Annotated in this window: 22 protein-coding genes; 7 read left to right on the forward strand and 15 right to left on the reverse strand. The window is 70.4% G+C overall.

Features of this window, described 5'->3' with window-relative positions:
• Positions 1-107 precede the first annotated feature (107 nt).
• Positions 108-1,061, reverse strand: coding sequence for an alpha/beta fold hydrolase (locus PFX91_RS10035; RefSeq protein WP_285731144.1), 954 nt, complete (start codon positions 1,059-1,061; stop codon positions 108-110).
• Positions 1,062-1,114: 53 nt separating this feature from the next.
• On the opposite strand from PFX91_RS10035, the gene PFX91_RS10040 reads away from it, so the two are divergent.
• On the forward strand, positions 1,115-1,708 hold the full coding sequence (locus PFX91_RS10040) for a TetR/AcrR family transcriptional regulator (RefSeq protein WP_285731145.1): 594 nt from the start codon (positions 1,115-1,117) through the stop codon (positions 1,706-1,708).
• A 168-nt stretch (positions 1,709-1,876) separates the two neighbouring features.
• Here PFX91_RS10040 and PFX91_RS10045 read toward each other — a convergent pair whose 3' ends face one another.
• The 5 genes from PFX91_RS10045 to PFX91_RS10065 form a co-directional block, all read right to left on the reverse strand.
• Positions 1,877-2,638 (reverse strand): SDR family NAD(P)-dependent oxidoreductase, encoded by a 762-nt coding sequence (locus tag PFX91_RS10045; protein WP_285731146.1) that lies wholly within the window; start codon positions 2,636-2,638, stop codon positions 1,877-1,879.
• 172 nt (positions 2,639-2,810) lie between these two features.
• Positions 2,811-3,575 carry an enoyl-ACP reductase FabI gene (gene fabI / locus PFX91_RS10050; protein WP_285731147.1) on the reverse strand — a complete coding sequence of 255 codons (765 nt, stop codon included), beginning with the start codon at positions 3,573-3,575 and terminating at the stop codon, positions 2,811-2,813.
• 80 nt (positions 3,576-3,655) lie between these two features.
• Entirely contained in the window at positions 3,656-4,360 is a 705-nt protein-coding gene (locus PFX91_RS10055) for a beta-ketoacyl-ACP reductase (protein WP_285731148.1), read from the reverse strand.
• Positions 4,361-4,587: 227 nt separating this feature from the next.
• Positions 4,588-5,247, reverse strand: a complete 660-nt coding sequence (locus PFX91_RS10060) for a response regulator (protein WP_285731149.1) — start codon at positions 5,245-5,247, stop codon at positions 4,588-4,590.
• A complete protein-coding gene (locus PFX91_RS10065) occupies positions 5,222-6,508 on the reverse strand; it encodes a sensor histidine kinase (protein WP_285731150.1) in 1,287 nt (428 codons plus the stop codon). The genes PFX91_RS10060 and PFX91_RS10065 overlap by 26 nt, the downstream gene beginning before the upstream one ends.
• Positions 6,509-6,851: 343 nt before the next feature.
• On the opposite strand from PFX91_RS10065, the gene PFX91_RS10070 reads away from it, so the two are divergent.
• From PFX91_RS10070 to PFX91_RS10080, 3 genes are all read left to right on the forward strand, one after another.
• Positions 6,852-7,619: an ABC transporter ATP-binding protein gene (locus tag PFX91_RS10070; protein ID WP_285731151.1), complete on the forward strand. Its 768-nt coding sequence runs from the start codon at positions 6,852-6,854 to the stop codon at positions 7,617-7,619.
• A 4-nt stretch (positions 7,620-7,623) separates the two neighbouring features.
• Positions 7,624-10,359 carry an ABC transporter permease gene (locus PFX91_RS10075; protein WP_285731152.1) on the forward strand — a complete coding sequence of 912 codons (2,736 nt, stop codon included), beginning with the start codon at positions 7,624-7,626 and terminating at the stop codon, positions 10,357-10,359.
• Between the two features lie 78 nt (positions 10,360-10,437).
• Positions 10,438-11,982, forward strand: a complete 1,545-nt coding sequence (locus tag PFX91_RS10080; RefSeq protein ID WP_285731153.1) for a DHA2 family efflux MFS transporter permease subunit — start codon at positions 10,438-10,440, stop codon at positions 11,980-11,982.
• An 84-nt stretch (positions 11,983-12,066) separates the two neighbouring features.
• Here PFX91_RS10080 and PFX91_RS10085 read toward each other — a convergent pair whose 3' ends face one another.
• The 4 genes from PFX91_RS10085 to PFX91_RS10100 form a co-directional block, all read right to left on the reverse strand.
• Entirely contained in the window at positions 12,067-12,483 is a 417-nt protein-coding gene (locus PFX91_RS10085) for a hypothetical protein (protein WP_502888300.1), read from the reverse strand.
• Positions 12,484-12,671: 188 nt separating this feature from the next.
• Positions 12,672-13,502, reverse strand: coding sequence for a polyprenol monophosphomannose synthase (locus tag PFX91_RS10090; RefSeq protein WP_285731155.1), 831 nt, complete (start codon positions 13,500-13,502; stop codon positions 12,672-12,674).
• Between the two features lie 119 nt (positions 13,503-13,621).
• Positions 13,622-14,428 carry a DeoR/GlpR family DNA-binding transcription regulator gene (locus PFX91_RS10095; RefSeq protein WP_285731156.1) on the reverse strand — a complete coding sequence of 269 codons (807 nt, stop codon included), beginning with the start codon at positions 14,426-14,428 and terminating at the stop codon, positions 13,622-13,624.
• Between the two features lie 106 nt (positions 14,429-14,534).
• Positions 14,535-14,705: a hypothetical protein gene (locus PFX91_RS10100; RefSeq protein WP_285731157.1), complete on the reverse strand. Its 171-nt coding sequence runs from the start codon at positions 14,703-14,705 to the stop codon at positions 14,535-14,537.
• A gap of 94 nt (positions 14,706-14,799) precedes the next feature.
• On the opposite strand from PFX91_RS10100, the gene PFX91_RS10105 reads away from it, so the two are divergent.
• Positions 14,800-15,603 carry a 4'-phosphopantetheinyl transferase family protein gene (locus PFX91_RS10105; RefSeq protein WP_285731158.1) on the forward strand — a complete coding sequence of 268 codons (804 nt, stop codon included), beginning with the start codon at positions 14,800-14,802 and terminating at the stop codon, positions 15,601-15,603.
• Here PFX91_RS10105 and PFX91_RS10110 read toward each other — a convergent pair.
• Positions 15,583-16,758 carry an acyl-CoA dehydrogenase family protein gene (locus PFX91_RS10110; RefSeq protein ID WP_285731159.1) on the reverse strand — a complete coding sequence of 392 codons (1,176 nt, stop codon included), beginning with the start codon at positions 16,756-16,758 and terminating at the stop codon, positions 15,583-15,585. The genes PFX91_RS10105 and PFX91_RS10110 overlap by 21 nt on opposite strands.
• A 218-nt stretch (positions 16,759-16,976) precedes the next feature.
• Between PFX91_RS10110 and PFX91_RS10115 the strand changes: the two genes are divergently transcribed.
• The gene (locus tag PFX91_RS10115; protein WP_285731160.1) at positions 16,977-17,969 is read left to right on the forward strand and encodes a LysR family transcriptional regulator; all 993 of its coding nucleotides are present in this window, start codon (positions 16,977-16,979) and stop codon (positions 17,967-17,969) included.
• 307 nt (positions 17,970-18,276) lie between these two features.
• Positions 18,277-19,596 carry an ABC transporter substrate-binding protein gene (locus PFX91_RS10120; RefSeq protein WP_285731161.1) on the forward strand — a complete coding sequence of 440 codons (1,320 nt, stop codon included), beginning with the start codon at positions 18,277-18,279 and terminating at the stop codon, positions 19,594-19,596.
• On the opposite strand, the gene PFX91_RS10125 is transcribed toward PFX91_RS10120, so the two are convergent.
• From PFX91_RS10125 to PFX91_RS10140, 4 genes are all read right to left on the reverse strand, one after another.
• On the reverse strand, positions 19,568-21,001 hold the full coding sequence (locus tag PFX91_RS10125; RefSeq protein ID WP_285731162.1) for a sensor histidine kinase: 1,434 nt from the start codon (positions 20,999-21,001) through the stop codon (positions 19,568-19,570). The genes PFX91_RS10120 and PFX91_RS10125 overlap by 29 nt on opposite strands.
• Positions 21,002-21,123: 122 nt before the next feature.
• On the reverse strand, positions 21,124-21,870 hold the full coding sequence (locus tag PFX91_RS10130; protein WP_285731163.1) for a TIGR03943 family putative permease subunit: 747 nt from the start codon (positions 21,868-21,870) through the stop codon (positions 21,124-21,126).
• Positions 21,867-22,949 (reverse strand): permease, encoded by a 1,083-nt coding sequence (locus PFX91_RS10135; protein ID WP_285731164.1) that lies wholly within the window; start codon positions 22,947-22,949, stop codon positions 21,867-21,869. The genes PFX91_RS10130 and PFX91_RS10135 overlap by 4 nt, the downstream gene beginning before the upstream one ends.
• Before the next feature lie 124 nt (positions 22,950-23,073).
• Positions 23,074-23,796 carry a DUF6518 family protein gene (locus tag PFX91_RS10140; RefSeq protein ID WP_285731165.1) on the reverse strand — a complete coding sequence of 241 codons (723 nt, stop codon included), beginning with the start codon at positions 23,794-23,796 and terminating at the stop codon, positions 23,074-23,076.
• Positions 23,797-23,852: the final 56 nt, after the last annotated feature.

Genomic DNA, 23,852 nt, shown 5'->3' on the forward strand with positions numbered 1-23,852 from the left:
CGTCCACGACGGCCCCGGGAGCGACGCCGCCCGAGGTCGGCTTCCTCCGCTTCGGCGCCACCGGCCATGGGCGGTCCCCTCGCGGTGGCCGGGCCGGAGGGGGTCGGTCAGTCCAGGAAGGCGTCGATGTCCTGGGCGACGCGGTCGGGGTACTCCCCGTTGACCGCGTGGGAGGCGTCGGGGTACACCTTCACGGTGCCCTGGGGCAGGGCCCGCTCGGCGACCTCGACCGCGGTGGCGGGATCGTGCATGACCGATCTTCCGGCGATGATCGCCAGGACGGGCAGGTCGATCTCCCCGAGCCGCTCCTCACCGATCCTGGCCGGTGGAGGCAGGCGGAGGGAGTATCCCTGCATGCCGGACTCGATCATGTCCGCGACGGGCACGCCCTCCACCGGTGCGCCGCCCGCGGTCCAGGAGTTGAAACCGTCCCGCCACGAGCGCGGCAGCCAGGGCAGCGAGGCCGGGACGGAGCGCACGATCGCCTCCAGGGGCAGGTCGTCGAAGACGAACACCGGGTCGACCAGCGTCACGGAGGCGATCCGCGAAGGTTCGCGCACGGCCAGGTTGGTCGCGCTCCACCCGCCGATGGACAGCCCCACCAGGTGGAAGCGTTCCTCCGGCAGCCCCTCCAGGGTCTGGTGCAGCCACAGTGCCTGGTCCCGGTCGTCCTGGAGGGGGCGCTCCTGCACGCTCATGCCGGGTTCACCGAGCAGGTCGACCGTGTAGACGTCCCCGACCTCCAGGAGTGAGGGCAGGTTGTCCGCCCAGACCGGTGAGGCCGATGCCCGACCGGGAAGCAGGACGAGCGGCGTCCGGCCGTCTCCCTCCCCCTCGAAGCGGTACAGGCGTACGACGCCGTAGTCGGTGCGCACGTCGAGTTCGACGTCGGGGACGGGCATGTCCGCCCAGGCGGCCTCGTAGTCCTCCCTGAACGTCTCCAGAGCCTGCGCCGAGCGCCAGAAACCGACCGGCGGGTCCGGGCGTGAGAGGACGGCGGCACCGGACAGGACCAGGACGATCACGCCGAGGATCACGAGCACCCTTCTCCGCTTCCCCATCCCTTCTCCTAACCGATCGGTTAATAATTTAACCGTAAGGTAAGCTGGTGGACATGGCAAGCCACAAGTCCCGGGAACCCACCCTCACCGAGCAGGCCCGCCGCGCCCAGCTCATCGACGTGACGACCCGGGTCATCGCCGAGCACGGATACGCGGGAGCCTCGCTCTCCCGCATCGCCGGGGCCGCCGGCATCACCAAGGCCGCGGTGCTCTACCACTTCCGTTCCAAGGACGCCGTCGTGCGCGCCGCCTACGAGCACGCGCTGGCGGACCTGGTCGACCACGTCGGCGGAGCCGTCGAGGCGGCCGGGGTCGAGGAGGCGCCGGCGGCGTACGTCCGCTCGATGGTCGAGTACCTGCGGGATCATCCTCATCACACCCGTGTGGTGGTCGAGGCGCTGTCCGACGACGGCGGGGAGCGGCACCCACGCGAGCGTTGGGGTCCCCTGGCCGACCTGATGCGTGCGGCGCGACGGGCCCGGGGCCTTCGCACGGACCTGGACCTGCGCACGGCGGCGCTCGTCGTCGGGGGCGGCATCGACGCGATCATCGCCGAACACCTCGACCACCCCGACTACGACCCGGTCGCCGCGGCCGAACTCCTGGTCTCGATGCTCCACCGGGTCCTGCTCTCCGAGCACGGCTGAGGAGAGCAGGACGTCACCGCCCGTCGGTCCGCGCCCGGCCTCCTGTGCGGGCGGGCCGACCCGTTCCGTCACGCCGCCTGGTGCGGGAGGCCGCGGCCTTCAGGCCTTCGTCGCCCCTCGCACACGTGGGCTGCGTCGACGCACGGGGGACGACGTCGCGGGAAACGCTCAGATCCGGTCGAGGAAGGCGCCGTCGACCACCAGGTTCTGTCCGGTGATGAACGTGGCGGCCGGACTGGCCAGGAAGACCACCGCGCGGGCCACCTCCTCCGGGCGGCCCAGCCGACCGTAGGGGATGCGCCCGCGGATGCTCTCGTAGAACTCCGGATCGTTCTCCCGCCGGCGTTCCCAGCCCCCTCCGGGGAACTCGATCGGTCCCGGGGAGACGGTGTTGACCCGCACGCCCCGGCCCGCCCACGCACGAGCCAGGGAGGAGGCGTGGTGGTTGAGCGCGGCCTTGACCGCGCCGTAGGAGCGCGGCCCGGCGGGTGCGGTGGCGTGCAGCGCCGAGGTGGTGGAGACCAACACCACCGCTCCGCCCCGCTCGGAGGCCCTCAGGTGCCGTTCGGCCGCCTCGGTCAGCCGCACGAACGGCATCAGATCGGTGGAGAAACCACGCTCCCACTGGTCGGGGGTGGGCGAGCTGCCGCCCGAGACGTTGGAGACCAGCACGTCCAGGCCCCCGAGTTCGGCGGCGGCGTCGTCGACGAAGGAGGGCAGCGCGTCGTGGTCGGTCACGTCCAAGGCACGGGAGAACACCCTGGCCCCGGCCGCCTCCAACTCTCCGGCCGCCTCGGCCAGGGGTTCGGGGGTGCGGGCGCAGATCGCCAGGTCGGCGCCCTCGTCGGCGAAGACCCGGGCGATGGCACGGCCGATCCCCCGGCTGGCCCCGGTCACGGCGACCCGTGCTCCCGACAGTCCCAGATCCATCCCGTCCCGCCCTTCGCCACGTTCCGCCGGTCGTTCGACTGCCAGGGTCACACGAACCGTGTCCGGCGAGGAGACGCACACGCCGTACCGGGGACGTGCGAGAAGCAGTCGGGTGGATCGCCTCGAGGGCGACCCACCCGCGTCAACCTATCGCACGGGCGTGCCGAGGCCGTCAGGCTCCGGTGGAGTGGAACCCTCCGTCGACGTGGACGACCTCACCGGTGGTGGCGGGGAACCAGTCCGACAGCAGCGCCACGACCGCCTTGGCGGCGGGTTCGGGGTCGCTGATGTCCCATCCCAGCGGGGCCCTCTCCGGCCAGTGCTCGGCCAGGTCCTTGAACCCGGGGATGCTGCGGGCGGCCATCGTGCTCAGCGGCCCGGCCGAGACCAGGTTGACCCGGATGCCCTGGTCTCCGACGTAACGCGCCAGGTAGCGGGCGGTGGAGGTCAACGCGGACTTGGCCACGCCCATCCAGTCGTAGATGGGGTAGGAGACGCTGTTGTCGAAGTCCAGGGCCACCACCGAGCCACCGTTCTTCATCAGGGGCGTCAGGGAGGTGGTCAGCGACTTCAGCGAGAAGGTGGAGGTGTGCATCGCCGTGGCGACGTCCGCCCACTCGGTGTTGAGGAAGTTGCCGCCCAGGGCCTCTTGTGGGGTGAAGCCGATCGAGTGGACGATGCCGTCCAGACCGTCGACGTGCTCGCTCACGCGTGCGGCCAGCGTGCCGAGTTGTTCGTCGTCGGTGACGTCCAGTTCCAGGACCGGGGGCGTCTCGGGAAGGCGCTTGGCGATGCGCTCCACCAGGCTCAGCCGGCCGTACCCGGTGAGGACGACCGTGGCGCCCTGCTGCTGTGCGAGCCGGGCCACGTGGAAGGCGATGGAGGAGTCGGTGAGCACCCCGGTGACCAGGATGCGCTTACCTTCGAGAATTCCCATGTTGCGGGTTGTCCGTCCTGTCTTCGGTCTGTACCGGAAAAGGGGTCTTTCCGGGAGGTCTCAGAGGCTGCGTTCGTGGGTCAGTGACCCATGCCCAGGCCGCCGTCGACGGGGATGACGGCGCCGGTGATGTAGGAGCCGCCGGGGCCGGCGAGGAAGGAGACCGTCCGGGCGACGTCCTCGGCGGAGCCGATGCGGCCCAGGGGCACGTTCTTCTTGATCTCGTCCTGGCGCTTCTCGGGCAGGCCCGCGGTCATGTCGGTCTCCACGAAGCCCGGGGCCACGATGTTGACGGTGATGTTGCGCGAACCCAGTTCACGGGCCAGGGAGCGGCCGAAGCCCACCAGCCCGGCCTTGGAGGCGGCGTAGTTGGCCTGCCCGCCCGAACCCATGAGGCCGACCACCGAGGAGATGAGGACGATGCGGCCCGACCGCTTGCGCATCATGCCGCGCATGGCGCGCTTGGCCACGCGGAAGGCGCCGGTGAGGTTGGTGTCCAGGACGGAGGAGAAGTCGTTCTCGCTCATCAGGGCCAGGAGCTGGTCCTTGGTGATCCCGGCGTTGGCGACGAGCACCTCGACCGGACCCTGCGTCTCCTCGACCTCCTTGAAGGCGGCGTCGACCTGGGCCGAGTCGGTGATGTCGCAGCGGACCGCCAGAAAACCCTCCGGGGGCTCACCCGAGCGGTAGGTCACCGCGACGTCGTCTCCGCCCGCGGCCAGTTCACGGGCGATGGCCAGGCCGATTCCGCGGTTGCCGCCGGTGACCAGTACCGAGCGCGACATAGGGGCTCCTCTTCTCCTGCGGCTGCTGTGTGATCAGCCACGACGTGATGATGCGATGGGGACGGGGATCGCCTTGCAGCGTACCGAGCTACCCGTCGGTAGAGGCAACCGAGGCGTGGAGAGCGCACATGGTTCCGGCCACGGCCCCTCCGGGGATGCGTCGAACCGCTCCTCCCAGGTCGCGCGGGGTGGGGGTTTCGTCACCGGTCAGGGCGCCCGCGCACCCGTCAGGCCCAACCCGCGTCATGGGCCAGGATGGCGGCCTGCACCCGGTTGGCCAGTCCCACCTTGGCCAGTATCCGGCTCACGTGTGCCTTGACCGTGGCCTCGCGCATACCCAGCTCCCGCCCGATCTGGGCGTTGGACCTGCCCTGGGCCACCGCCACGAGCACGGAGCGCTCGCGCTCACTGAGCTGCGACAGACGCCGCCGGGCCTGGGCTCGACGCGTGGCGGAATCGGCGGGGGCGGGAGAGGCGAAGCGTTCGAGCATGCGTTTGGTGACGCGGGGGGCGAGCATCGCGTTGCCCTCGTGGACGGTGCGCACCGCCGCGATGAGGTCACGCGGTGGGGTGTCCTTGAGCAGGAAGCCCACCGCCCCGGCGCGCAGGGCGCCGTGCACGTACTCGTCCAGGTCGAAGGTGGTCAGCAGCACCACCCGGGGAGGTTCGGGCAGACCGGCGAGCATGGCCGCGGCGGTGATGCCGTCGGTGCCCGGCATGCGGATGTCGAGCAACACCACGTCGGGGGTCAGCTCCCCGGCCAGACGCACGGCCTCGTCCCCGTCGCCGCCCTCGCCCACCACCTCGATGTCGGGGGCCGCTTCCAGGATCATCCGCAGACCGGACCTGACCAGGAGTTCGTCATCGACCAAAAGTGTGCGGATCACCGTGGGAGGCCTCTTCTTCCGTTTCTTCCGTACCGCTCGGGTCGTCGGTTCCCAGGATGGCGCGCAACCGCCATCCGCCGTCGGGACAGGCCCCCGCGCTGAGCCGCCCACCCGCCAGGGCGACGCGCTCGCGCAGCCCGGTCAGCCCGAATCCGCTGCGGGGCATGGGCGAGACGGGAACGGAGGCGGGGTCGTTGGCCACCTCCACCTCCAGGCGACGCTCGTCCCGGTGCAGGCGCACGGTGACGGCGGCGCCGGGTGCGTGTTTGGCCGCGTTGGTCAGCCCCTCCTGGACCACGCGGTAGGCGGTGCGTTGGACGGCGGCGGGCGGCGGCGGTCCCTGTCCGGTGTCCTGCCGGGTGACGGTCATCCCCGCGGCGCGCCACTCCCCCACCAGCCGGTCCAGGTCGGCCAGCACCGGCTGGGGAGCGGTGGGCGCGGAGGCGCCGGAGTCGTCTCGCAGCACGCCCAGGATCCCACGCAGCTCCGCCAGTGCCTCGCGGCCGGTGGTGCGGATGAGTCCGGCGGCCTCGACGGTGCGCCGATCGGTGGCCGAGACCTCCAGTCCACCGGCGTGCAGCACCATGAGACTGACCCGGTGGGCGACCACGTCGTGCATCTCCCGGGCGATGCGGGTGCGCTCGGCGGTGATGGCCTGCTCGGCCATCATGTGCTGTTCGCGTTCCAGCCTCGCGGCCCGTTCGTGGAGTCGGTCGATGAGCTGACGGCGGGTGCCGACCCACAGGCCGAGGGTCATCGGCACCACCAGCAGCATCCCGATCAGGAACACCAGTTCTTCGGCGCTGAACCGGTAGGTGACACCCATGGCCAGGGTGTACAGGAGGAACCAGCCCACCAGAAGACGCCGGTCGGAGTGGTACACCGCGTACGAGTAGAGGGCGATCGTCGCCGGCACGAAGTTGCCGAACGCCAGGAGCACCACGAACGCGGTGACGAGCAGCCAGTGGGGGCGGCTGCGGCGCATGAGCACCACGACCCCGCACCACAGCAGCGAAGGCACGTAGGCGAGGTAGACGACCAGGTCCACCACGAGGGACGGGAAGGTCGACACGGGGAAGGCCCTGTCCAGGAAGATGTCGAACAGCCCGTGACCCTCGATGTGGTACGCCGCGCTGAACGGAAAGGACAGGACGGCGTAGAGCCAGTCGGCGATGCGCAGACGGCGCTGCCACCACCACTCCCGGTTCTTGTTCCACAGGGATCCCAAGGCTCGGCCCCGGGCCTCCACCCAGCTCTTCATGGGGCGGAGTCTACGGCGGCCCTCCCCGCGCTCCTTCCGTTCGCGCTCGGGATCGCCGGCGCCCGAAAGACCCTCCGAACCCGTGTGGTACCAGCTCAGGGCACCCTTTTTCTTCTCCCTCACGCACGGTGACCGTTCCGACCCCGACGAAAGTCGGTGTCGGCCCCCTACCAAGGAGTCGTGGAACGGCCCTTCGGGGTTCCTTTGGCCACCCCCGGAATCGGTCACACGGGGGAGGTGGCGGCGGGGTGCGCGGGCCTAGCGTGGTCACGTGCCGAAGCGGAGGAGGTCCGTCCCGGCACACGGCACCATCCCATCCCCGAACCCCTTGGAGCTGTTCGTTGTGACCGAGTCCCCTGTGAAGTCCGTCCCCGAGGTCGCCTCACCACCCGTGGTGGTCGCCCGCGGCCTCACCAAGGTCTACGACACCGGTGGCAGCCAGGTCCACGCCCTGGCCGGTGTGGACGTGGAGTTCCACCGGGGCGCCTTCACCGCGATCATGGGTCCCTCCGGCTCGGGCAAGTCCACCCTGATGCACTGCCTGGCCGGTCTGGACGTGCCCACCTCCGGAACCGTGCATCTGGGCCGCACCCGGATCACGGGGCTGCGCGACGCCGAACTGACCCTGCTGCGCCGCGACCGGATCGGGTTCATCTTCCAGTCGTTCAACCTGCTGCCGATGCTCACCGCCGAGCAGAACATCCTGCTGCCCTCACAGATCGCCCGGCGCCGTGTGGACAAGCAGCGCTTCGACCACATCATCGACGTGGTCGGGCTGCGCGACCGCCTGAGTCACCTGCCCGCCAAGCTCTCCGGCGGCCAGCAGCAGCGCGTGGCCGTGGCCCGCGCCCTGCTCAACGCACCCGAGGTGGTCTACGCCGACGAACCCACCGGCAACCTGGACTCGCGCTCGGGCACCGAGGTGCTGCGTTTCCTGCGCGACTCGGCCCGCAGCCTGAACCAGACCATCGTCATGGTCACCCACGACCCCGTCGCCGCCTCCTACGCCGACCGTGTGGTCTTCCTGCGCGACGGCCGGCTGGTGGACGAGGTCTGCGACCCCACCGCCGAACTGGTCTCCACCCGCCTGCTGAAGCTGGAAGAGGCCTAGGAACATGCTGCGCACCACGCTCGCCGGGCTGAGGCTGCACAAGTCCCGGTACGTCACCACCGTGTTGGCGATCCTGCTCGGGGTCATGTTCGTCTCGGGCACGATGGTCTTCGCCGACACCCTGAACGCCGGCTACGAGAAGTCCGTCATGGGTTCGGCCACCAGCGTCGACGCCATCGCGGTCCCCGAGGCCCCCGACCCCCAGGACGGTGAGCCCACGGAACCGGTCCCGTTCACCGAGGAACAGCTCGAACGGATTCGGGAGCTGCCCGAGGTCGACGCCGCCGACGGGACCGTCCGGGGCCAGGCCGTGCTCCTGGACGCGGAGGGTCGCGCGTTCGGTTTCATGCCGCCCGCGGCCCTCTCCCTGGGAGAACCCAACCGGTTCTCCGCCGAGGAGGGGTCGCTGCCCTCCACCGGCGAGGAGATCGCCCTGGCCACCTCCACCGCCGACCAGACCGGCTTCGCGGTCGGTGACACCGTGACCGTGCTCGACCGCGAGGAGAACGAACGCGAGTTCACCGTCACCGGCCTGGTCGAGTTCGGTGTGGACCCGTCCTACGCCTTCGGGGGCGCCGTCGTCTTCGATCCCGACACGGCCGAGGAGATGACCGGCCTGTCGGTCTACTCCGAGATCGACGTACTCGCCGCCGAAGGCTCCACCGACGAGGAGGCGGCCAAGGCGGTGGCGTCGGTCCTCGGCTCCCAGGCCAAGGTACGGACCGGGGAGGAGTTCGGTCTGGACATGGCCGAGAGCGCGGGCGGCGACACCGAGATGATGCGTACCGCGCTGATGCTGTTCGCCCTCATCGCCATGTTCGTCGCCGGGATCGTCATCTACAACACCTTCGCCATCCTCATCGCCCAGCGTCAGCGCGAGCTGGCACTGCTGCGCTGTGTGGGGGCCAAGCGCGGTCAGGTCTTCCGGTCGGTGTTGGTCGAATCGTCGGTGGTGGGCCTGGTCGCCTCCGTCCTGGGCGTGCTGGCCGGGGTGGGCGTCGGTACGGCCGGCGCGGCCTTCGGCGGGCCCCTCTTGGGCATGGGCGAGTCCGTCTCGGTCGTGGTCACTCCCCCCGCGGTCGTGACCGGCCTGGTCGTGGGCACCGTGGTGACGGTGTTCTCCGCCCTGGTCCCGGCCACGCGCGCCACCCGGGTGGCTCCGCTGGCCGCGTTGCGCACCAGCGCCACCGCCTCCGGCCTGGAGAAGGGCACGGGCTGGATCCGTGTCGTCCTCGGCGTGCTGTCCTTCGCGGTCTCGGCCGTCATGGTGGGGCTCACCCGGATGTCGGGACCGAGCCAGACCGGCCCGATCGTCGTGACCGCCGCCGCGCTGATCGCCTTCGTGGGCGTGGTGGTGCTGGGCCCCCTGCTGGTGCGCGGCATCGTGCGCGTGGTCGGCGTCCCCCTGCGGAAGGTGGGTGTGCCGAGCATGCTGGCGGTGGACAACTCCACCCGCAGCCCGCGTCGCGCGGCCACCGCCATGATCGCGTTGACCGTGGGTGCGACGCTCATCACGGGTTATTCGGTGGTCAGCGCCTCCTTGGAGTCGACCCTGACCAAGCAGCTCGACGAGCAGTTCCCGATGGACTACCAGATCTCCCCGCAGTTCGCCATGGACGATCCCGCCGCCGGCGGACAGGACCCCGCCGACGCGGAGGAGCTCCCGGCGGAGGACGCCGAGGGTTCGGAGGTCTCCGGCGAGGACACCGAGGAGCCGGCGAACGCCCCGGGCGAGGACGGGTCCCAGACCTCCGAGGAAGCCGCGGCCGAGGGCACACCCGTCGAGGAGGCCCCCACCGGTGGTGGGGACGACTCCCCGGAGTTCGGGACCGTCCCGCCCGAGGTCCGTGAGGCCTTGGAGGCCCAGGAGTCCCTGGGAAAGGTCATCGGTGCGCGCAGTACCGCGGCGGAGTTCGACGACCAGCGGATGCTCCCCGTCTTCACCTACACCGGCGGTGAGATCGGCGTCGACATCACCAGCGACACCGCCGAGGGCGATCTGTCCGACCTCGGCCCGGGCCGGGTCGTGGTGTCGAAGGACTACGTCGACGACCTGTCGGTCGGTGACACCCTCACCCTGCCGATCGAGGACGGAGGCGAACTCTCCCTGGAGGTCGTCGCGGTCGTCGAACCCATGCAGTTCCTCATGGGAGCGACCATCGACCCCGAGGACTTCGCCACCGCCTTTCCCGGGCACACCGAGGACGACTACCTCTTCGTCCGCGCCTCGGAGGGCTCCGAGGCCGCCGAGGTGCGCGAGGCGGTCTACGCCGCGGTCGACGACCACCCGACCATGCAGATCTCCTCGGTCTCGGAGGTGAAGAACCAGTTCTCCCAGGTCATGAACGTGGCCTTCTACACCATCGCGGCGATGCTGGGGCTGGCGATCATCATCGCGGTGTTCGGCATCTCCAACACCATGGCCCTGTCGGTCCTGGAGCGCACCCGGGAGTCCGCGCTGTTGCGGGCGCTGGGTCTGGGCAAGGGCCAGCTCCGGCGGATGCTGAGCGTGGAGGCCGTGCTGCTGTGCCTGATCGGTGCCGGTATCGGCATCGTGCTGGGTGTGGTGTTCGGCTGGGCGGCCGGCGCCTCGGTCCTGCCCGGCATGGTGTTCTCCGTGCCGTTCGGTCAGATCGCGGTGTTCGTCGCGCTGTCGGTGGTGGCCGGGCTGCTGGCCGCGGTACTGCCCGCGCGGCGGGCGGCGTCCACCTCGATCACGGGGGCGTTGGCCGGCGAGTAGGCGTCCGGCGGACACGTGGGCGCGGACCCCTTCGTTCGAAAGGGGTCCGCGTCGTACTGTGTGGGACGGGGGTGCACGGTGAGGAACTCTGCTTCGGTACCGGTCCCGGCGGGCGAGGTGGCGTGGGGGACGCCCACCGCCCGATGGACGCTCACGGCCACCGTGCTCGGCTCTGGCATGGCCTTCCTGGACTCCACGGTGGTCACGGTGGCGCTGCCCGCCATCCAGGCCGACCTGGGGGCCGGCCTGGCGGGCATGCAGTGGGTCGTCAACGGTTACATGGTGACGCTCTCGGCGCTCATCCTGCTCAGCGGTTCGCTGGCCGACAGGTTCGGTCGGGTGCGTCTGTTCATGGTCGGGGTGACGGTGTTCGCGCTGGCGTCGGCCCTGTGCACGTTCGCGCCGACCCTGGGATGGCTGGTGGCGGGACGTGTGGTCCAGGGGGTGGGCGGCGCGCTGCTGACCCCGGGAAGTCTGGCGATCCTCCAGGCGGGTTTTCGCGAGCAGGACCGGGCACGGGCGATCGGCGCCTGGTCGGGCTTGACGGGCGTGGCCGCGGCCGTGGGTCCGTTCGTGGGCGGCTGGCTGGTACAGATCGGGGACTGGCGGCTGATCTTCCTGATCAACCTGCCCATCGCGGTGGTGGTCGTGGTGATCTCCTGGTTCGCGGTACCGGAGTCGGGTGACGCCGCGGCCTCGGACCGCCTGGACTATCCCGGCGCCCTGTTGGGCGTGGTCGCGCTGGGCGGGATCACCTACGCGCTCATCCAGTGGGGCGCGGTGGGTTCCACCCCGGCCGTGTGGACCGCGGCGGCGACGGGTGTGCTGGCGCTGGCCGGGTTCCTGCTGGTGGAGGCGCGCGGACGGAATCCGATGCTGCCTTTGGGCATCTTCTCCTCGACCGCCTTCAGCGCCACCAACGGCGCGACGGTGCTGATCTACGGGTCCCTGGGGCCGTTGCTGTTCCTGCTGGTCATCTACCTCCAGGAGGTGGGCGGGTACTCGCCCGTGGCGGCGGGCGCAGCCTCCTTGCCGATCACCCTGCTGATGCTGGTGCTCTCCTCGCGGTCGGGCAGGCTCGCGGCGCGGATCGGCCCGCGTCCGCAGCTGTTCGTGGGCCCGTTGTCGCTGGCGGCCGGGTTCGTACTGCTGTCACGGCTGGGGCCGGAGGCGCCCTACCTGACGAGTGTGCTGCCCGGGGTACTGCTGGTGGCGTTGGGTCTGTCGACGACGGTCGCTCCGCTGACGGCGACCGTACTGGCGTCGGCGCCGCAACGACACGCGGGGCTGGCCTCGGGTGTCAACAACACCTTCGCGCGCGGTGCCCAGCTGATCGGTGTGGCCGCGGTCCCCGTGCTGGCGGGGATCGGCGGCGAGGGTTCGAAGGCCCATGGGGGCACGGCCGCGCTCGTGCAGGGGTTCGGACCGGCGATGCTGATGTTGGCGGGGTCGTGCGTACTGGCCTCTTTGTGCGCCCTGGCGCTGCCGCGCGGGCGGATGCCGCGGGCCGTGGAGCCCGCGGTGGAGGAGAGGCCCACGCGGTTCTGCGGTGTGTCGGGTCCCCCGCTGCGTTCGTGTCCGGGGTCGAGTGCCGGCACCCGCGAGGGCGGTGGAGACCGGTGAGCGGACCGGCCCTCCGGGGCCGCCCTGGAGCGGGTCCCGGAGGGTCGGGGTCCGGGAACCGGCGAGGAAGGACCGGGGAGGGCCTCAGGTGTCCGGGGCCCCCGTGTCCTTCGGGTCCGCGGCGTCGGGAACGTAGCCGGAGGTGTCGATGGTCCGGTCGCGTTCGTCGTCCCGGTCCCCCTGGGGAGTGTCCGCGGGGTGTTCGTAGGGTCGGTCGGGGTGCTCGTCGCGGACCGCCGCCCCCTCCCCGATGTCGGGTGTGAACCCGTCGTCGACCTCGTGGAGGGCCTCCTGCTCCGCTCCACGGGTCTCCCCTCCCCAGTTCTCGCGCGGGTAGACGTCGCTGCGCTCGGAGCGCACCGCTTCGTCGATCCCCCGGGGCTCGGCGCTGTCGGTCCCCGGTCCGTCGGGGTCCACGAACTCGTAGTCCTGGATGTCGTAGTCGGCCTCGATCCTGCGTTCTCTGGCGACGGCCTTGCTCAGTTCGGGGTCGTCCCCCATGTCGGTGTCGACGTCATAGGGCTCTTCGGTCACTGTTCCCCCTCTCCTCACTAGGTCCGTGCCCCAAACGACCGCGCGTACACAGCGGTCGTCCCAGAGCATGACGTCCTTGGAAGAGGCGTCGGTCGGGTGCCGAAGACGCCGCCACGAGGGCTTCACCACGTCGGCCGCCCCGAGGTCTCCCCGTTTCAGGCCGGGGGTCGGTGGCGGCGTGCGCGCTCGGCGCGACGCAGACGCAAGGGGCGCAGCGCCGCCTCCAGGGCCACCGCGCCGTCGAGTTTGCTCTGGCCCACGACGCGGTCCTCGAAGTGGATGGGGATCTCCACCAGTTTCCGGCCTCGCCGGTAGGCCCGGTAGTGCATCTCCACCTGGAAGGCGTAGCCGGTGCTCTCGATGCCGGACAGGTCCAGGACACGCAGTGCCGAGGACCGCCAGATCTTGAAACCCGCGGTGACGTCGCGTACGGGCATGGACAACACGGCCTTGACGTAGGCGTTGGCCCAGTTGCTGAGCAGTCGACGGCGCACCCCCCACTGCTCCGACAGGCTTCCCCCCGGCACGTAGCGACTGCCGATCACCACGTCGGCGTTGGTGGCGTGCAGGGTGCCGAGCAACTGGGGGACGTAGCCCACGGGGTGGCTCAGGTCGGCGTCCATCTGCACCACGTAGTCGGCGCCCTCCTCCAGAGCGCGCGTCATGCCCGCGACGTAGGCACGTCCCAGGCCGTCCTTACGGGTGCGGTGGACGACCTCGACCCGTCCGGGGAACTCCACGCAGAGCTTGTCGGCGACCTCCCCGGTACCGTCCGGGGAGTCGTCGTCCACGACCACGACCCGGAGCCGGGGCAGGTCCAGGGCCATGAGCCGGCTCACCAGCACGGGCAGGTTGCCCGCCTCGTTGTAGGTGGGCACCACCACCGTCAGCCGGGAATCGGCCCAGGGCTCGGGCAGCACCACGGGGGTCGGAGCGACGCGCACGGGCTCGGAGGCGGAGTGTCGAGGTGCGGGGTGGGAAGACATGCGCGAGAACTCCTGGAGAGGGGTGGTCGGGACGGACCGGTCGATGCGTGAGAGGGCGTGAACGGTAGGCTACGCGTTCCCGCCCGCCGTGTGCAGGGCGCTGTTCCTCGACTTCCCCCTCACTGCCCTCGGGCGTCGGCGGCCACGACGACGTGGACGAGGGCGCCCGTCTCCTCCAGTGTCATGAGCACCTCGGGATCGGCGTTGCTGTCGGTGACCAGGTGGGCGATCTCCTCGGGGGCGACCGTGGGCACCATGGTGTCGGCGCCGATCTTGGTGTGGTCGGCCACGACGATGGTCTCCTCCGCGCACGCGGCCAAGGCCCGGTCCACACCGGCCACGGCCGGGTTGGGGGTGCTCAGGCCGCGTTCGGCGCTGACCCCGTTACCGGACAGGAAGGCGCGGTTGACGCGCAGTCCCTCCAGGACCCGCTCCGCCTGCCTCCCTACCAGCGCCCTGGCCGGGCCGTGCAGGGTGCCGCCGGTGACGACCACCTCGACACCGGCGGCCCCGGTCAGGGCCTCGGCCACCCGCAGGGAGTTGGTGACCACGGTCAGGTCGCCGTGTCCCACGAGTTCGCGGGCCAGGGCCTCGGTGGTGCTGCCCGGACCGATGGTGACGGCGTCGCCGGGACGGACCAGTCGGGCGGCGACCGCGGCGATGGCGGCCTTCTCCGCGGCGCACTGGCCGCTCTTGCCGACGTAGCTCTGTTCGTGGCCGATCCGTCCGGGCAGGGCGACCCCGCCCCGACGTCGGTCCACGAGTCCCTCCGCCTCCAGCGCGCGTACGTCGCGGCGGATGGTGACCTCCGAGGCGTGGACCTTGACGGCGATGTCGCGTAGGGACATGGTGCCGTTGGCACGCACGAGTTCGAGGATGCGCTCCCGGCGTTCGGCCGCGAACGCCGGACGGCTCTCCTGAGACAATATGACCCACTTTCCGTGCTCTGCCGCGGGCGTGGGCAGCGGTCCCGCGCGTCTGGGGCCGGGAGGTGTCGGGTCGCGGGGCCGCCGCCCCGCGAGGGAACAGACCCTAGACTACGGACCTGTCCCTGGTCACCGGCTTTTCGGGGTCGGGACCCTCCCCGCTGGACTCCTCGGCGGCCGTATCGGGCTCCTCCGTCAGGAGGGTGATGATGACGACCACCGTGAGCGCCACCAGGCCGATGAGCGCTCCCGCGCCGAACAGCACCACGACGGACATTCGGGCCTCCCAGGGGAAGGGCTGACCTGTCAATAACCGAATTCCCGGTTTGGGTTGACCTCACACCACCCAGCAGGGGGAAGGTCACGTCACAATGGGGGGCATGAAGTTCGACCCGGCACCACTGACCACCGAGGTGTGGTGGGCACGCACCACCGCCGCCGACGACCGTCTACTACGCCTGTTGGATGAGGAGGAACGTACCCGCAACGCACGTTTCCGCCACCAGGCCGACCGTGACCGCCACCTGCTGGGCCGGGCCCTGGCCCGGCTGCTGTTGGCGGAGCGCTCCGACTGCCCGCCCGAGAAGGTGACCTTCGCTTTGCGATGTCGTTCCTGTGAGGAGAAGGAACGCGCGGGCGCCACCCGAGGACAGGACTCCGATCAGGGCCCCCACGGCAAACCCCACCCCGTCGGCGCCGCCGAAGGATGGGAGATCTCCGTCAGTCACTCGGGTGAGTGGGTGGCGCTGGCCCTGGCCCACGGCGTGCCCGTGGGGGTGGACGTGGAGCGCGTCTCGGCCACCCGCGACCTGGAGGGGCTCGCCGGCTACACCCTGGGTTCCGTGGAGAGCCAGGCCTGGCGGCGTCTGCCCCCTTCCGAGCAGGTGCTCGGCTTCTTCCGTTACTGGGCGCGCAAGGAGGCCCTGCTCAAGGCGACCGGTCTGGGACTGTCGGGCGGTCTGCGCCGGGTGCTGGTGAGTCCGCCGGACACCGCACCGGAACTGTTGTCCTGGTCCGGTGCCGGCGGACCGCGAGAGGTGACCCTGCTGGACTTGGAACGGGGGGAGGAGTACCGGTCGGCCCTGGCGGTGCTGACCGACCGGCCGGTGCGGCTCGCGGTGCATCCGCACGAGGACGCGGTCCGTCTTCTGCGGTCACTGCCCGCGGACGTCTGAGTCCTGTTCACGGGCTAGGTGGCGGCTGATGACCAGGCGCTGCACCTGGTTGGTGCCCTCCACGATCTGTAGCACCTTGGCCTCGCGCATGTGGCGTTCGACCGGGAAGTCACGTGTGTAGCCGTAGCCGCCGAAGACCTGCACGGCGTCGGTGGTGACCTTCATGGCGGTGTCGGTGGCCAGGAGTTTGGCCATGGCGGCCTGCTTGGAGAAGGGGCGTCCGGCGTCGCGCAGGCGGGCGGCCGCCAGGTAGAGCTCCCGGGATGCGGCGACCTGGGTGGCCATGTCGGCGAGCATGAATCCCACGCCCTGCATGTCGCCGATGGCGGCGCCGAACTGGCGACGTTCCCGGGAGTAGGCCAGGGCCGCGTCCAGGGCGGCCTGGGCCACCCCGACGGCGCAGGCGGCGATGCCCAGACGCCCGGAGTCGAGCGCGGCCAGGGCCACGCCGAACCCCTTGTCCCGCTCGCCCACCAGGGCGTCGGCGTCGAGGCGGACGTCGTCGAAGAGCACCCCGGCCGTGGGTGAGGAGTTCATGCCCATCTTGCGTTCGGGCGGGGCCGCGTCCAGTCCCCGGACGCCGGCGGGGACGTGGAAACAACTGATGCCCCGGGAACCGGAGTCGGGGGCCCCGGTGCGGGCGAAGAGCGTGTAGTAGTCGGCGTGCCCGCCGTGGGTGATCCATGCCTTGGCCCCGTTGACCCGGTATCCGTCATCGGTGGGTTCGGCACGGGTGGCCAGTGCGGCGGCGTCGGAGCCGGAGGTGATCTCCGACAGGCAGTAGGCGCCCAGGAGGTCGCCGCCGAGCATGTCGGGCAGCAGGGTCGCCTTCTGCTCCTTGGAGCCGAACTCGGCCACCGGGTAACAGGACAGGGTGTGGACGCTGACGCCCAGGCCCACCGCAAGCCAGCCGCGGGCCAGTTCCTCGACCACCTGGAGATAGACCTCGTAGGGCTGTCCCCCGCCGCCGTGCTCGTCGGGGTAGGGCAGTCCGAGCAGGCCCGAGGAGCCGAGCACGCCGAAGACCTCTCGGGGGAAGAGTCCGCTCTCCTCGTCGTGGGCCGCGCGTGGTGTGAGCTCCTTGTCCACGATCTCCCGCGTCAGTTCCAGAAGCTGCTCGGCCTCGGGGGTGGGCAGTGTGCGTTCGACCGTCATGAGCTTCTCCCGCGCTTCAGCCTGTCCGACACAGGGACATAGTAGGACGTCCAACTATATGGTCGCGCAGAGCACCGTATCCCACAAGTCGGCGGTCCTGGACGTCCGACCCTCGACAGTCGGTGCACGGACGACCGGTCCGTTAGACGACCAGGCTTTCGGGCGCGCGTGGGCAACACGTCTGTACACGAGCCCCTTCCCCGGCCTAGATTCCACGCATGGACCTCGAACTCCGCCACCTGCGCACCATCTGCCTCCTGGCCGACACCGGCAGTGTGACCAAGGCGGCCGCCGCGCTCTCCACGTCCCAGCCGGCACTGACCACCCAGCTCCAACGCATCGAGCGTGAGGTCGGAGGACCGCTCTTCCACCGTGGGCGCACCGGTGTACGCCCCACCGAGCTGGGCGAGTTCGTCCTGGTGCGCGCCCGCTCGGTGTTGTCGTCCATGGACGATCTGCTGCACGACGTCACCGGCCGCGGCGCCCCTCCCTCCACGCTGCGCATCGGCGGAGTGGGGCCCCTGGCCCTGGGGCTGTCGGCCCGTCTGCCCGAGATCTTCCCCAAGGTCCCCGTGCACGTACGCACGGAGTACTCCCCCAAACTGGTCACCGATCTGGTGCGGGCGGGCCGTCTGGACCTGGGGACCACGATCGACTACGTGGACCGCGACCTGGCCACGGATGGCCCCCTGTCCTGGGCGATGCTGTCGGTGGAACCCCTGCACGTGGCGTTGTGGGCCGACCATCCCGAGGCCCAAAAGCCGATGATCCGGTTGGGCGACCTGTCCGGATGCCCCTGGGCACTCACCCCGCCGGACGGCAGCGGCTGGCCCGACTGCTTCTACCAGGCCTGCCAACGGGCGGGGTTCACGCCCACGGTCCCCTACCGGCTCTACGACCGCTCCGAGATCCACGACCTCATCTCCCAGCGGCGGGCGATCGCACCGTGCCAGCCGGACTTCGACACCAGCGCGGGCGTGGTGGTGCGCCCTTTGGAGGGCGCGCCCATACAGCTGCGTCATCTGCTGGTCTGGCGGCGTGACAGCCCGATCCACCAGGCCTCCGACGGCATCGCCCGCCTGGCCCGCGAGCTCTTGCGCGCGTCCTCACGCGCGATGGAACACGTCCTGAGCGACACCGACGCCCCCGGAAACGAGCGGACCGGCCCACCCGCCTCAGGCCATGACGGCCGGGCCCCGCTCGGCGGCTGACCCCCTCGGCCGAAGGACCACCGCCGGTGTCGTAGGGGCGTCCCGTCCTCCACGGTCCGCCCTCGCTCCGGTCCCCTCGGGTCACGAAGCCAAGGCCCGTGTTCGGCGCATGATCCTCACGCTCGTCCCCGCCTGCCCGCACCCCTTGGTCGGCCCGCGCGAGCGGTCGTCAGGCGTACAGTAAGCTACTCATAAGTAACGTACTGGCGGGTAAACATCGATCCCCTCTATCCGTCCGCACTGAGTACTTCTCCCGGGGCGCCCCTCACGCCTGCTCCACAAGGAACGACCGAGCTCAGGACACATCATGCGACCACTGAGAATCCTCGCCTCCGCGCTGGCCGTCACGATCGCGCTCACCTCCTGTTCCAACGGCCAGAGCACGAAGGAGACAGGGACGGACGACCAGACCCCGGGAGTCTCCGACGACGCCGTGGTCATCGGCACGCACCAACCCCTCACCGGTCCGGCCTCCCCCGGTTTTCGCCACGTCTCCACCGGTGCCCGTGCCGTCTTCGACTACATCAACGACAACGGCGGCGTCCACGGACGCCGGATCGAGTACCAGGTCCAGGACGACTCGTTCGACCCCGCCCAGACGATCGAGGCCACACGAAGCCTGATCAAGGACCATGAGATCTTCGCCATGCTCGGCGGCCTGGGAACCCCCACCCACGAGGCCGTGATCGACGAGCTCAACGAGGAGGGCGTGCCCGACCTCTTCGTCTCCTCCGGCGCCCTGGCCTGGGACCAGCCCGACGTCTACCCCTACAGCTACGGCTTCCAGGTGGACTACTCCAAGGAGGCCAAGATCCAGGGCGCGTTCATCGCCGAGAACTTCCCCGGGGACAAGGTCGGCCTGCTCTACCAGAACGACGACGTGGGCCCCTCCTCCCATGCGGGGATCGAACAGTACCTCACCGAGGAGATCGTGGCCTGGGAGTCCTACGACCCCGGCGTCCCCGAGTTGGCCGGACAGATCGAGGCCCTCAAGGCCTCCGGCGCCGAGATCGCGGTCTGCTACTGCATCCCCGCCTTCCTGGGGATGGCCGTTCTGGAGTCCGCCGCCATCGGCTACACGCCGCAGTGGATGGCGCCCAGCTTCGGCGGCGACGTGGAGATCGTCACCGCGCTCATCGAGGAGTACTCGCAGGGCACCCCGGCCGAGGACATGCCTCCCGAGGCCTTCCTGGACGGGCTCATCATCACCGCGTTCCTGCCGATGGCCGCCCAGAGCAAGGACCCCTGGACCGTGTTCTTCCAAGAGATCCACGAGGAGTACAACTCGGGGACGCCCTTCACCGACACCACCGTCTACGGCATGGTCCAGGCGGTCCTGTTCGCCCAGGTGCTGATGGAGGTCGGCCCCGACCTGACCCGTCAGAGCCTGCTCGACACCCTGCACTCCGACGAGTGGGCGGGCCCCGGACTGGTGCCGTTCGTCGCCACCGAGGACGACCACAGCGGATACTCCGGAGTGATGGTGGTGCAGCACCACGCCGGTGAGGAGCCCGAGGTACTCCAGGAACCCATGATCACCGACAGCGACGGCGGAGAGATCCTCCCCTTCGACCTGGAGCGCCCCGACCCCGAGGACGTCACTCTGTTCGGTGGTGAGAGCCGGTAGCGTCCTGGGCGGCGGGCATCGTCAGGGTGAAGGCCGCGCCTCCGAGCAGGTCGCTGTGCCCCGCCACGAGCGTGCCTCCCTTGGCCTGCGCGATCTCACGGGAGATGGCCAGCCCGAGACCGCTGCCCTCCGGATCGCGCTCCATGGACTCGTCGAGACGGGCGAAGCGCTCGAAGATCCGTTCGCGTTCGGACTCGGGGATGCCGGCGCCGTCGTCGTGGACCGTGATGACGACGTTCTCTCCCCGGTGCTCCACGACGACCTCGACCCGTGACCTGGCATGGCGTTCGGCGTTGGCGACGAGATTGGTCAGCAGCCGGGTCAGGCGTACACGGCTGCCGGTCACCCACGCCTCACCCCGAAGACGGGTGTGGGTGGGGACGCGGTACCGGCGACCGGCGAACTCCTCCTCCACCAGCGCGCACATGTCCACGGGTTCGCGCTCCTCAGCCACGTCGCTGTCCGGACGTGCGAGTTCGAGCAGGTCGGAAACGATGTTCTCCAGGCGTTCGGCGTCGGAGAGCAGACTCTTGAGCAGTCGCTCCCGGTCACGGATGTTCGGATGGGGCTCGGACAGCTCCAACTCCAGCTTGGTCCGCATCCCCGCGATGGGGTTGCGCAGCTCGTGGGAGGCGTCGGAGACGAACCGCCGCTGCCGCAGGACGGCCTCCTCCATCCGTTCCAGACTGGAGTTGGCGGTACGGGCCAGATGGGCGATCTCGTCCTGGCTGCGGGGCACGGCGAGCCGGCGGTCCAGCTCGGTGGCGGAGATGGTGTCGAATTCGGCGCTGATCTCCTCCACCGGGCGCAGCGCGCGGCCGACCCCGTACCAGACGACGAGCCCGGTGACGGAGAGCAGGATGACGTACATCCCCACCAGCACCGTCTCCAACGCGTGACTGCTCACGGCCAGGGGTGGCCGCGCCGCGGTCAGGACCATGACGTCTCCGTAGGAGGTGCCGGTGAGGGAGTAGCCCACCACCAACAGACAGGAGTCGGGGTCGGCTCCCCCCTCGTGTCCGCAGACGGTCTCCTCCATCAATGTGTCCGCGAGGTCGGGCTGCCGCTCCGTCAGGGGGGGTTGTCCGCTCAGCGCCTGGCTGGAGGCCAGCACCTCATGGGTGTCGCGTTCGACGATCTGGGTGCCCAGGATGTAGCCGTCGTCGGGGATGTAGCCCGGGTAACGCTCGGACATGATGTCGCCCGCGACGTTGAGCGCTTCCAGCTCCGCGCGGTCGAGGGCCTGGTCCACGAACGTTTCGCGCAGCAGGAGGAAGGCCATGAACACGCCCAGCCCCGTGACCACGGCCAGTCCCGCGATCGTGCCCACCGTGACCCGGGCACGGATCGATCGGGGGCGTATCCGGTTCCACGCCCTGGCGAGCCCATCCCCCCAACCTGCCATCTTCCCATTGTCACCCTTGGCGACGGCCATCCGATGAACCACCGGCGGTGTGGCGGACAGTGGCCCAGGAGGATCGACGGCGCCGCCCTCGCGGGCGTCGGGCCGGGTTCGGCCCGCCCACACTACTCGTAGGGGTCGGGGGGGTCGGTGACCTCCTCCATCTCCACGACCTCGAACCCGTGCTCGCTGACGTCGGAGAGTTCGCCCTCGGGCTCGATCCACCTACCGCGCACCCTCCACCAGGTGTCCGCCTCGGGCGCGGGCGCACCCGAGATCACCACCTTGTTGACGACGGCGTCGGCGGCACAGCACGCCATCTGCAAGCGGGCCAGGTACCAGCCCTGCCCGTCGGCGGTGGGCACCGCGAACCCGGTCAGCTCCACCTCGCGCCCGGCCAGCAGACGCTCCTCGTCGATCCAGGCACGCATCACGAACTGACGGATGTGCATGGGGACGACCTCGCCGGGCTCCGCGTCGACCAGCCCGTCGTCGAAACGACCCGAACGGGGCTGGTCCGGTGGCGGGCCCGAAGCGCCGGCGGTGGTCTCCACGGTGTAGGCCCCCAGCGCGGGAGGAGCGACGACGAAGACGGCGACCACGGGAAGCAGGAGAAGCCAGGCCACACCGGGGGCACGGGAGTGGTCGTGACCGTGGTGCTCCACTCCCTCGGCCTCGGGTTCCTGCCGCGTCTCACGCAGTTCGGCCACGATGACGAGCACGCCGAGCACCGCCATGGCCACACCCGCGGCGATGAGGAAGGGGCCGAATCCTGGCTTGACCCAGTTCAGGTACAGGTCGGTGGCCACGGTGCTGGTCAGCGCGGCGGCTCCCAACAGTACGAGCGTCAGACCTTGAGCCATGCGGTTCACAGGAGCAGACCTCCGACCAGGAACGTGCTGAGCAGACCGACCACCAGGCACAGCGGCGCGAAGCGCGCCACGAAACGCCATCCGAACACACCGGCCTGCATCGCGATGAGTTTGAGGTCGACGATGGGACCGATCACCATGAACGCGAGCTTGGCGGTGGGCGAGAAGTCGGTGAGGCTGACCGCGACGAACGCGTCGGCCTCGGAGCAGATGGACAGCAGGATGGCGAGCAGGGAGAGCACGAGCACCGAGATCACGGGCGCCCCGGCCACCGTCAGCAGCCACTCGCGCGGCACCATGACGTTGAGCGTGGCGGCGGCCAGTCCGCCGACCACGAGATAACCGCCCGCGTGCATCATGTCGTGCAGCATCGACTCACGGAAGACCTTCCACCGGGACTCGCCGGGGCCGTGGGAGCGCGCGGGCGGCCTCAGCCAGTCGGCACGGCCGAAGCGCACCCAGATCCATCCGATGACCACGGAGGCCAGAAGCGAGGCGGTGAACCGGGCCAGCACCATCTCGGGCTGTCCGGCGAAGGCCACCGCGGTGGCGATCATGACGATCGGGTTGATGGAGGGGGCGGCGAGCAGGAAGGTGAGCGCCGCCGCGGGCGCCACACCGCCCTTCATCAGGCTCCCGGCGATGGGGACGGAGGCGCACTCGCAACCGGGCAGCAGCGCGCCCGAGACCCCGGCCACCGGTACGGCGCGGCTGGGTCTGGAGGGGATGAAGCGCTGGTAGGCCGAAGCGGGGACGAAGGCGGTGAGCGCGGCCGACAACGCCACACCGAAGACCAGGAAGGGCAGCGCCTGGAAACTGATCGCGGTGAAGATGGTGGCCCAGGCGAGGAAGGCCTGGCCGGTCAGCTCCTCCGACAGCCAGGCGTGCCCCATCGCCATCGCGGTGATGAACAGGGCGAACAGCCAGACGGTCCCCGTTCTGCGTTGTCCCCGGCGACGCCCCCAGTCCTCGGGGGGAAGCTCGTCGACCCGCTCGTCCCACCCTCTGGCGAGCGTGTCGCCGAGGGAAGGGGAGAAGGCCGGTTCTGGTGCGGCGTCGGACGTCGTCCGGTCGGACACGGTGGTACTCCGTGGTGGTCGGGTGGAATCTGCTGGCAGAGTACCGAAGATCGTTTTCGCCCGTGGGCGCTCCACACCGACCTGTGGACGAACGGGTCCAACCGATCCGGCCACAGGGGACGACTCACCCCGGAAAGCCCATGCCGGCCAGGAACATCACCCTGTGCGCTCCCCATACGCCCGCGTACCACAGCAGGCCCGCGGGGACCATCGCGGCGAGTCCGCGCACCCGGTCCCCCGGCTCCCGGGCCACCGCCAGGACGAGCGCGACGCCCACCGACGCGAGGAAGGCGGACTGGAGGTACATGGGGGCGAGGGAGGAGGGCACGGGCACCTCCGGAGCCGTGACCCGCAGGTACGTCCAGTCCAGCAACGGAAGCAGCGCGTCGGCGAGGAAGACCCCGCCCAGCAGACCGAGGCCCACGACACGGCGGGGGCGCCGCTCATGTCGGATCCACGCCCCGACCGTGGTCAACAGTGGTCCGGCCGCGCGGGCGGCCAGCAGCCACAGCCAGGCCGGAAGCAGCCATTCCGCGGGGGTGAGCAGAAAGTCGGGCCCGCCTGCGAGAATCGCCCCTGTCGCGTAGTAGCACACCACCGCGACGAGCAAAGCCACCGCCCCGAAGAGCGCCACCTGCCAGGGGCGCGACCTGGTCCCCGCCCACACCCCCGACAGGACGACGACGGCGCACCAGCCGGCGGCGGCCTCGGTGAACAGGTGACCGACCCAGCCGGGCGACAGCACCGCCAGGGGGATGGTCAGGGCGCCCAGGGCCGACCCGGCCGACACGGCCAGGAGGAGGACCACGGGAGAGGCGAGGCGCGAGGCGGAAGAGGTCGTCTGCACACCCCGACTATCGTTCCGCGTGGGCCCCTTGGTTCCCCGCCCGTCCGCGAAGAGCG

Origin of the sequence: Nocardiopsis sp. ATB16-24 (assembly GCF_030271535.1) — a bacterium.
GTDB lineage: Bacteria > Actinomycetota > Actinomycetes > Streptosporangiales > Streptosporangiaceae > Nocardiopsis.

Excerpts from the sequence above, each read along its gene's own strand:
- PFX91_RS10085 (WP_502888300.1), bottom strand. The coding sequence starts at position 12,483 with ATGGGGGACGACCCCGAACTGAGCAAGGCCGTCGCCAGAGAACGCAGG.
- PFX91_RS10125 (WP_285731162.1), bottom strand. The coding sequence starts at position 21,001 with ATGGCAGGTTGGGGGGATGGGCTCGCCAGGGCGTGGAACCGGATACGC.
- PFX91_RS10120 (WP_285731161.1), top strand. The coding sequence starts at position 18,277 with ATGCGACCACTGAGAATCCTCGCCTCCGCGCTGGCCGTCACGATCGCG.
- PFX91_RS10090 (WP_285731155.1), bottom strand. The coding sequence starts at position 13,502 with ATGTCTTCCCACCCCGCACCTCGACACTCCGCCTCCGAGCCCGTGCGC.
- PFX91_RS10115 (WP_285731160.1), top strand. The coding sequence starts at position 16,977 with ATGGACCTCGAACTCCGCCACCTGCGCACCATCTGCCTCCTGGCCGAC.
- PFX91_RS10065 (WP_285731150.1), bottom strand. The coding sequence starts at position 6,508 with ATGAAGAGCTGGGTGGAGGCCCGGGGCCGAGCCTTGGGATCCCTGTGG.
- PFX91_RS10045 (WP_285731146.1), bottom strand. The coding sequence starts at position 2,638 with ATGGATCTGGGACTGTCGGGAGCACGGGTCGCCGTGACCGGGGCCAGC.
- PFX91_RS10035 (WP_285731144.1), bottom strand. The coding sequence starts at position 1,061 with ATGGGGAAGCGGAGAAGGGTGCTCGTGATCCTCGGCGTGATCGTCCTG.
- PFX91_RS10075 (WP_285731152.1), top strand. The coding sequence starts at position 7,624 with ATGCTGCGCACCACGCTCGCCGGGCTGAGGCTGCACAAGTCCCGGTAC.
- PFX91_RS10105 (WP_285731158.1), top strand. The coding sequence starts at position 14,800 with ATGGGGGGCATGAAGTTCGACCCGGCACCACTGACCACCGAGGTGTGG.
- PFX91_RS10040 (WP_285731145.1), top strand. The coding sequence starts at position 1,115 with ATGGCAAGCCACAAGTCCCGGGAACCCACCCTCACCGAGCAGGCCCGC.
- PFX91_RS10055 (WP_285731148.1), bottom strand. The coding sequence starts at position 4,360 with ATGTCGCGCTCGGTACTGGTCACCGGCGGCAACCGCGGAATCGGCCTG.
- fabI (WP_285731147.1), bottom strand. The coding sequence starts at position 3,575 with ATGGGAATTCTCGAAGGTAAGCGCATCCTGGTCACCGGGGTGCTCACC.
- PFX91_RS10110 (WP_285731159.1), bottom strand. The coding sequence starts at position 16,758 with ATGACGGTCGAACGCACACTGCCCACCCCCGAGGCCGAGCAGCTTCTG.
- PFX91_RS10100 (WP_285731157.1), bottom strand. The coding sequence starts at position 14,705 with ATGTCCGTCGTGGTGCTGTTCGGCGCGGGAGCGCTCATCGGCCTGGTG.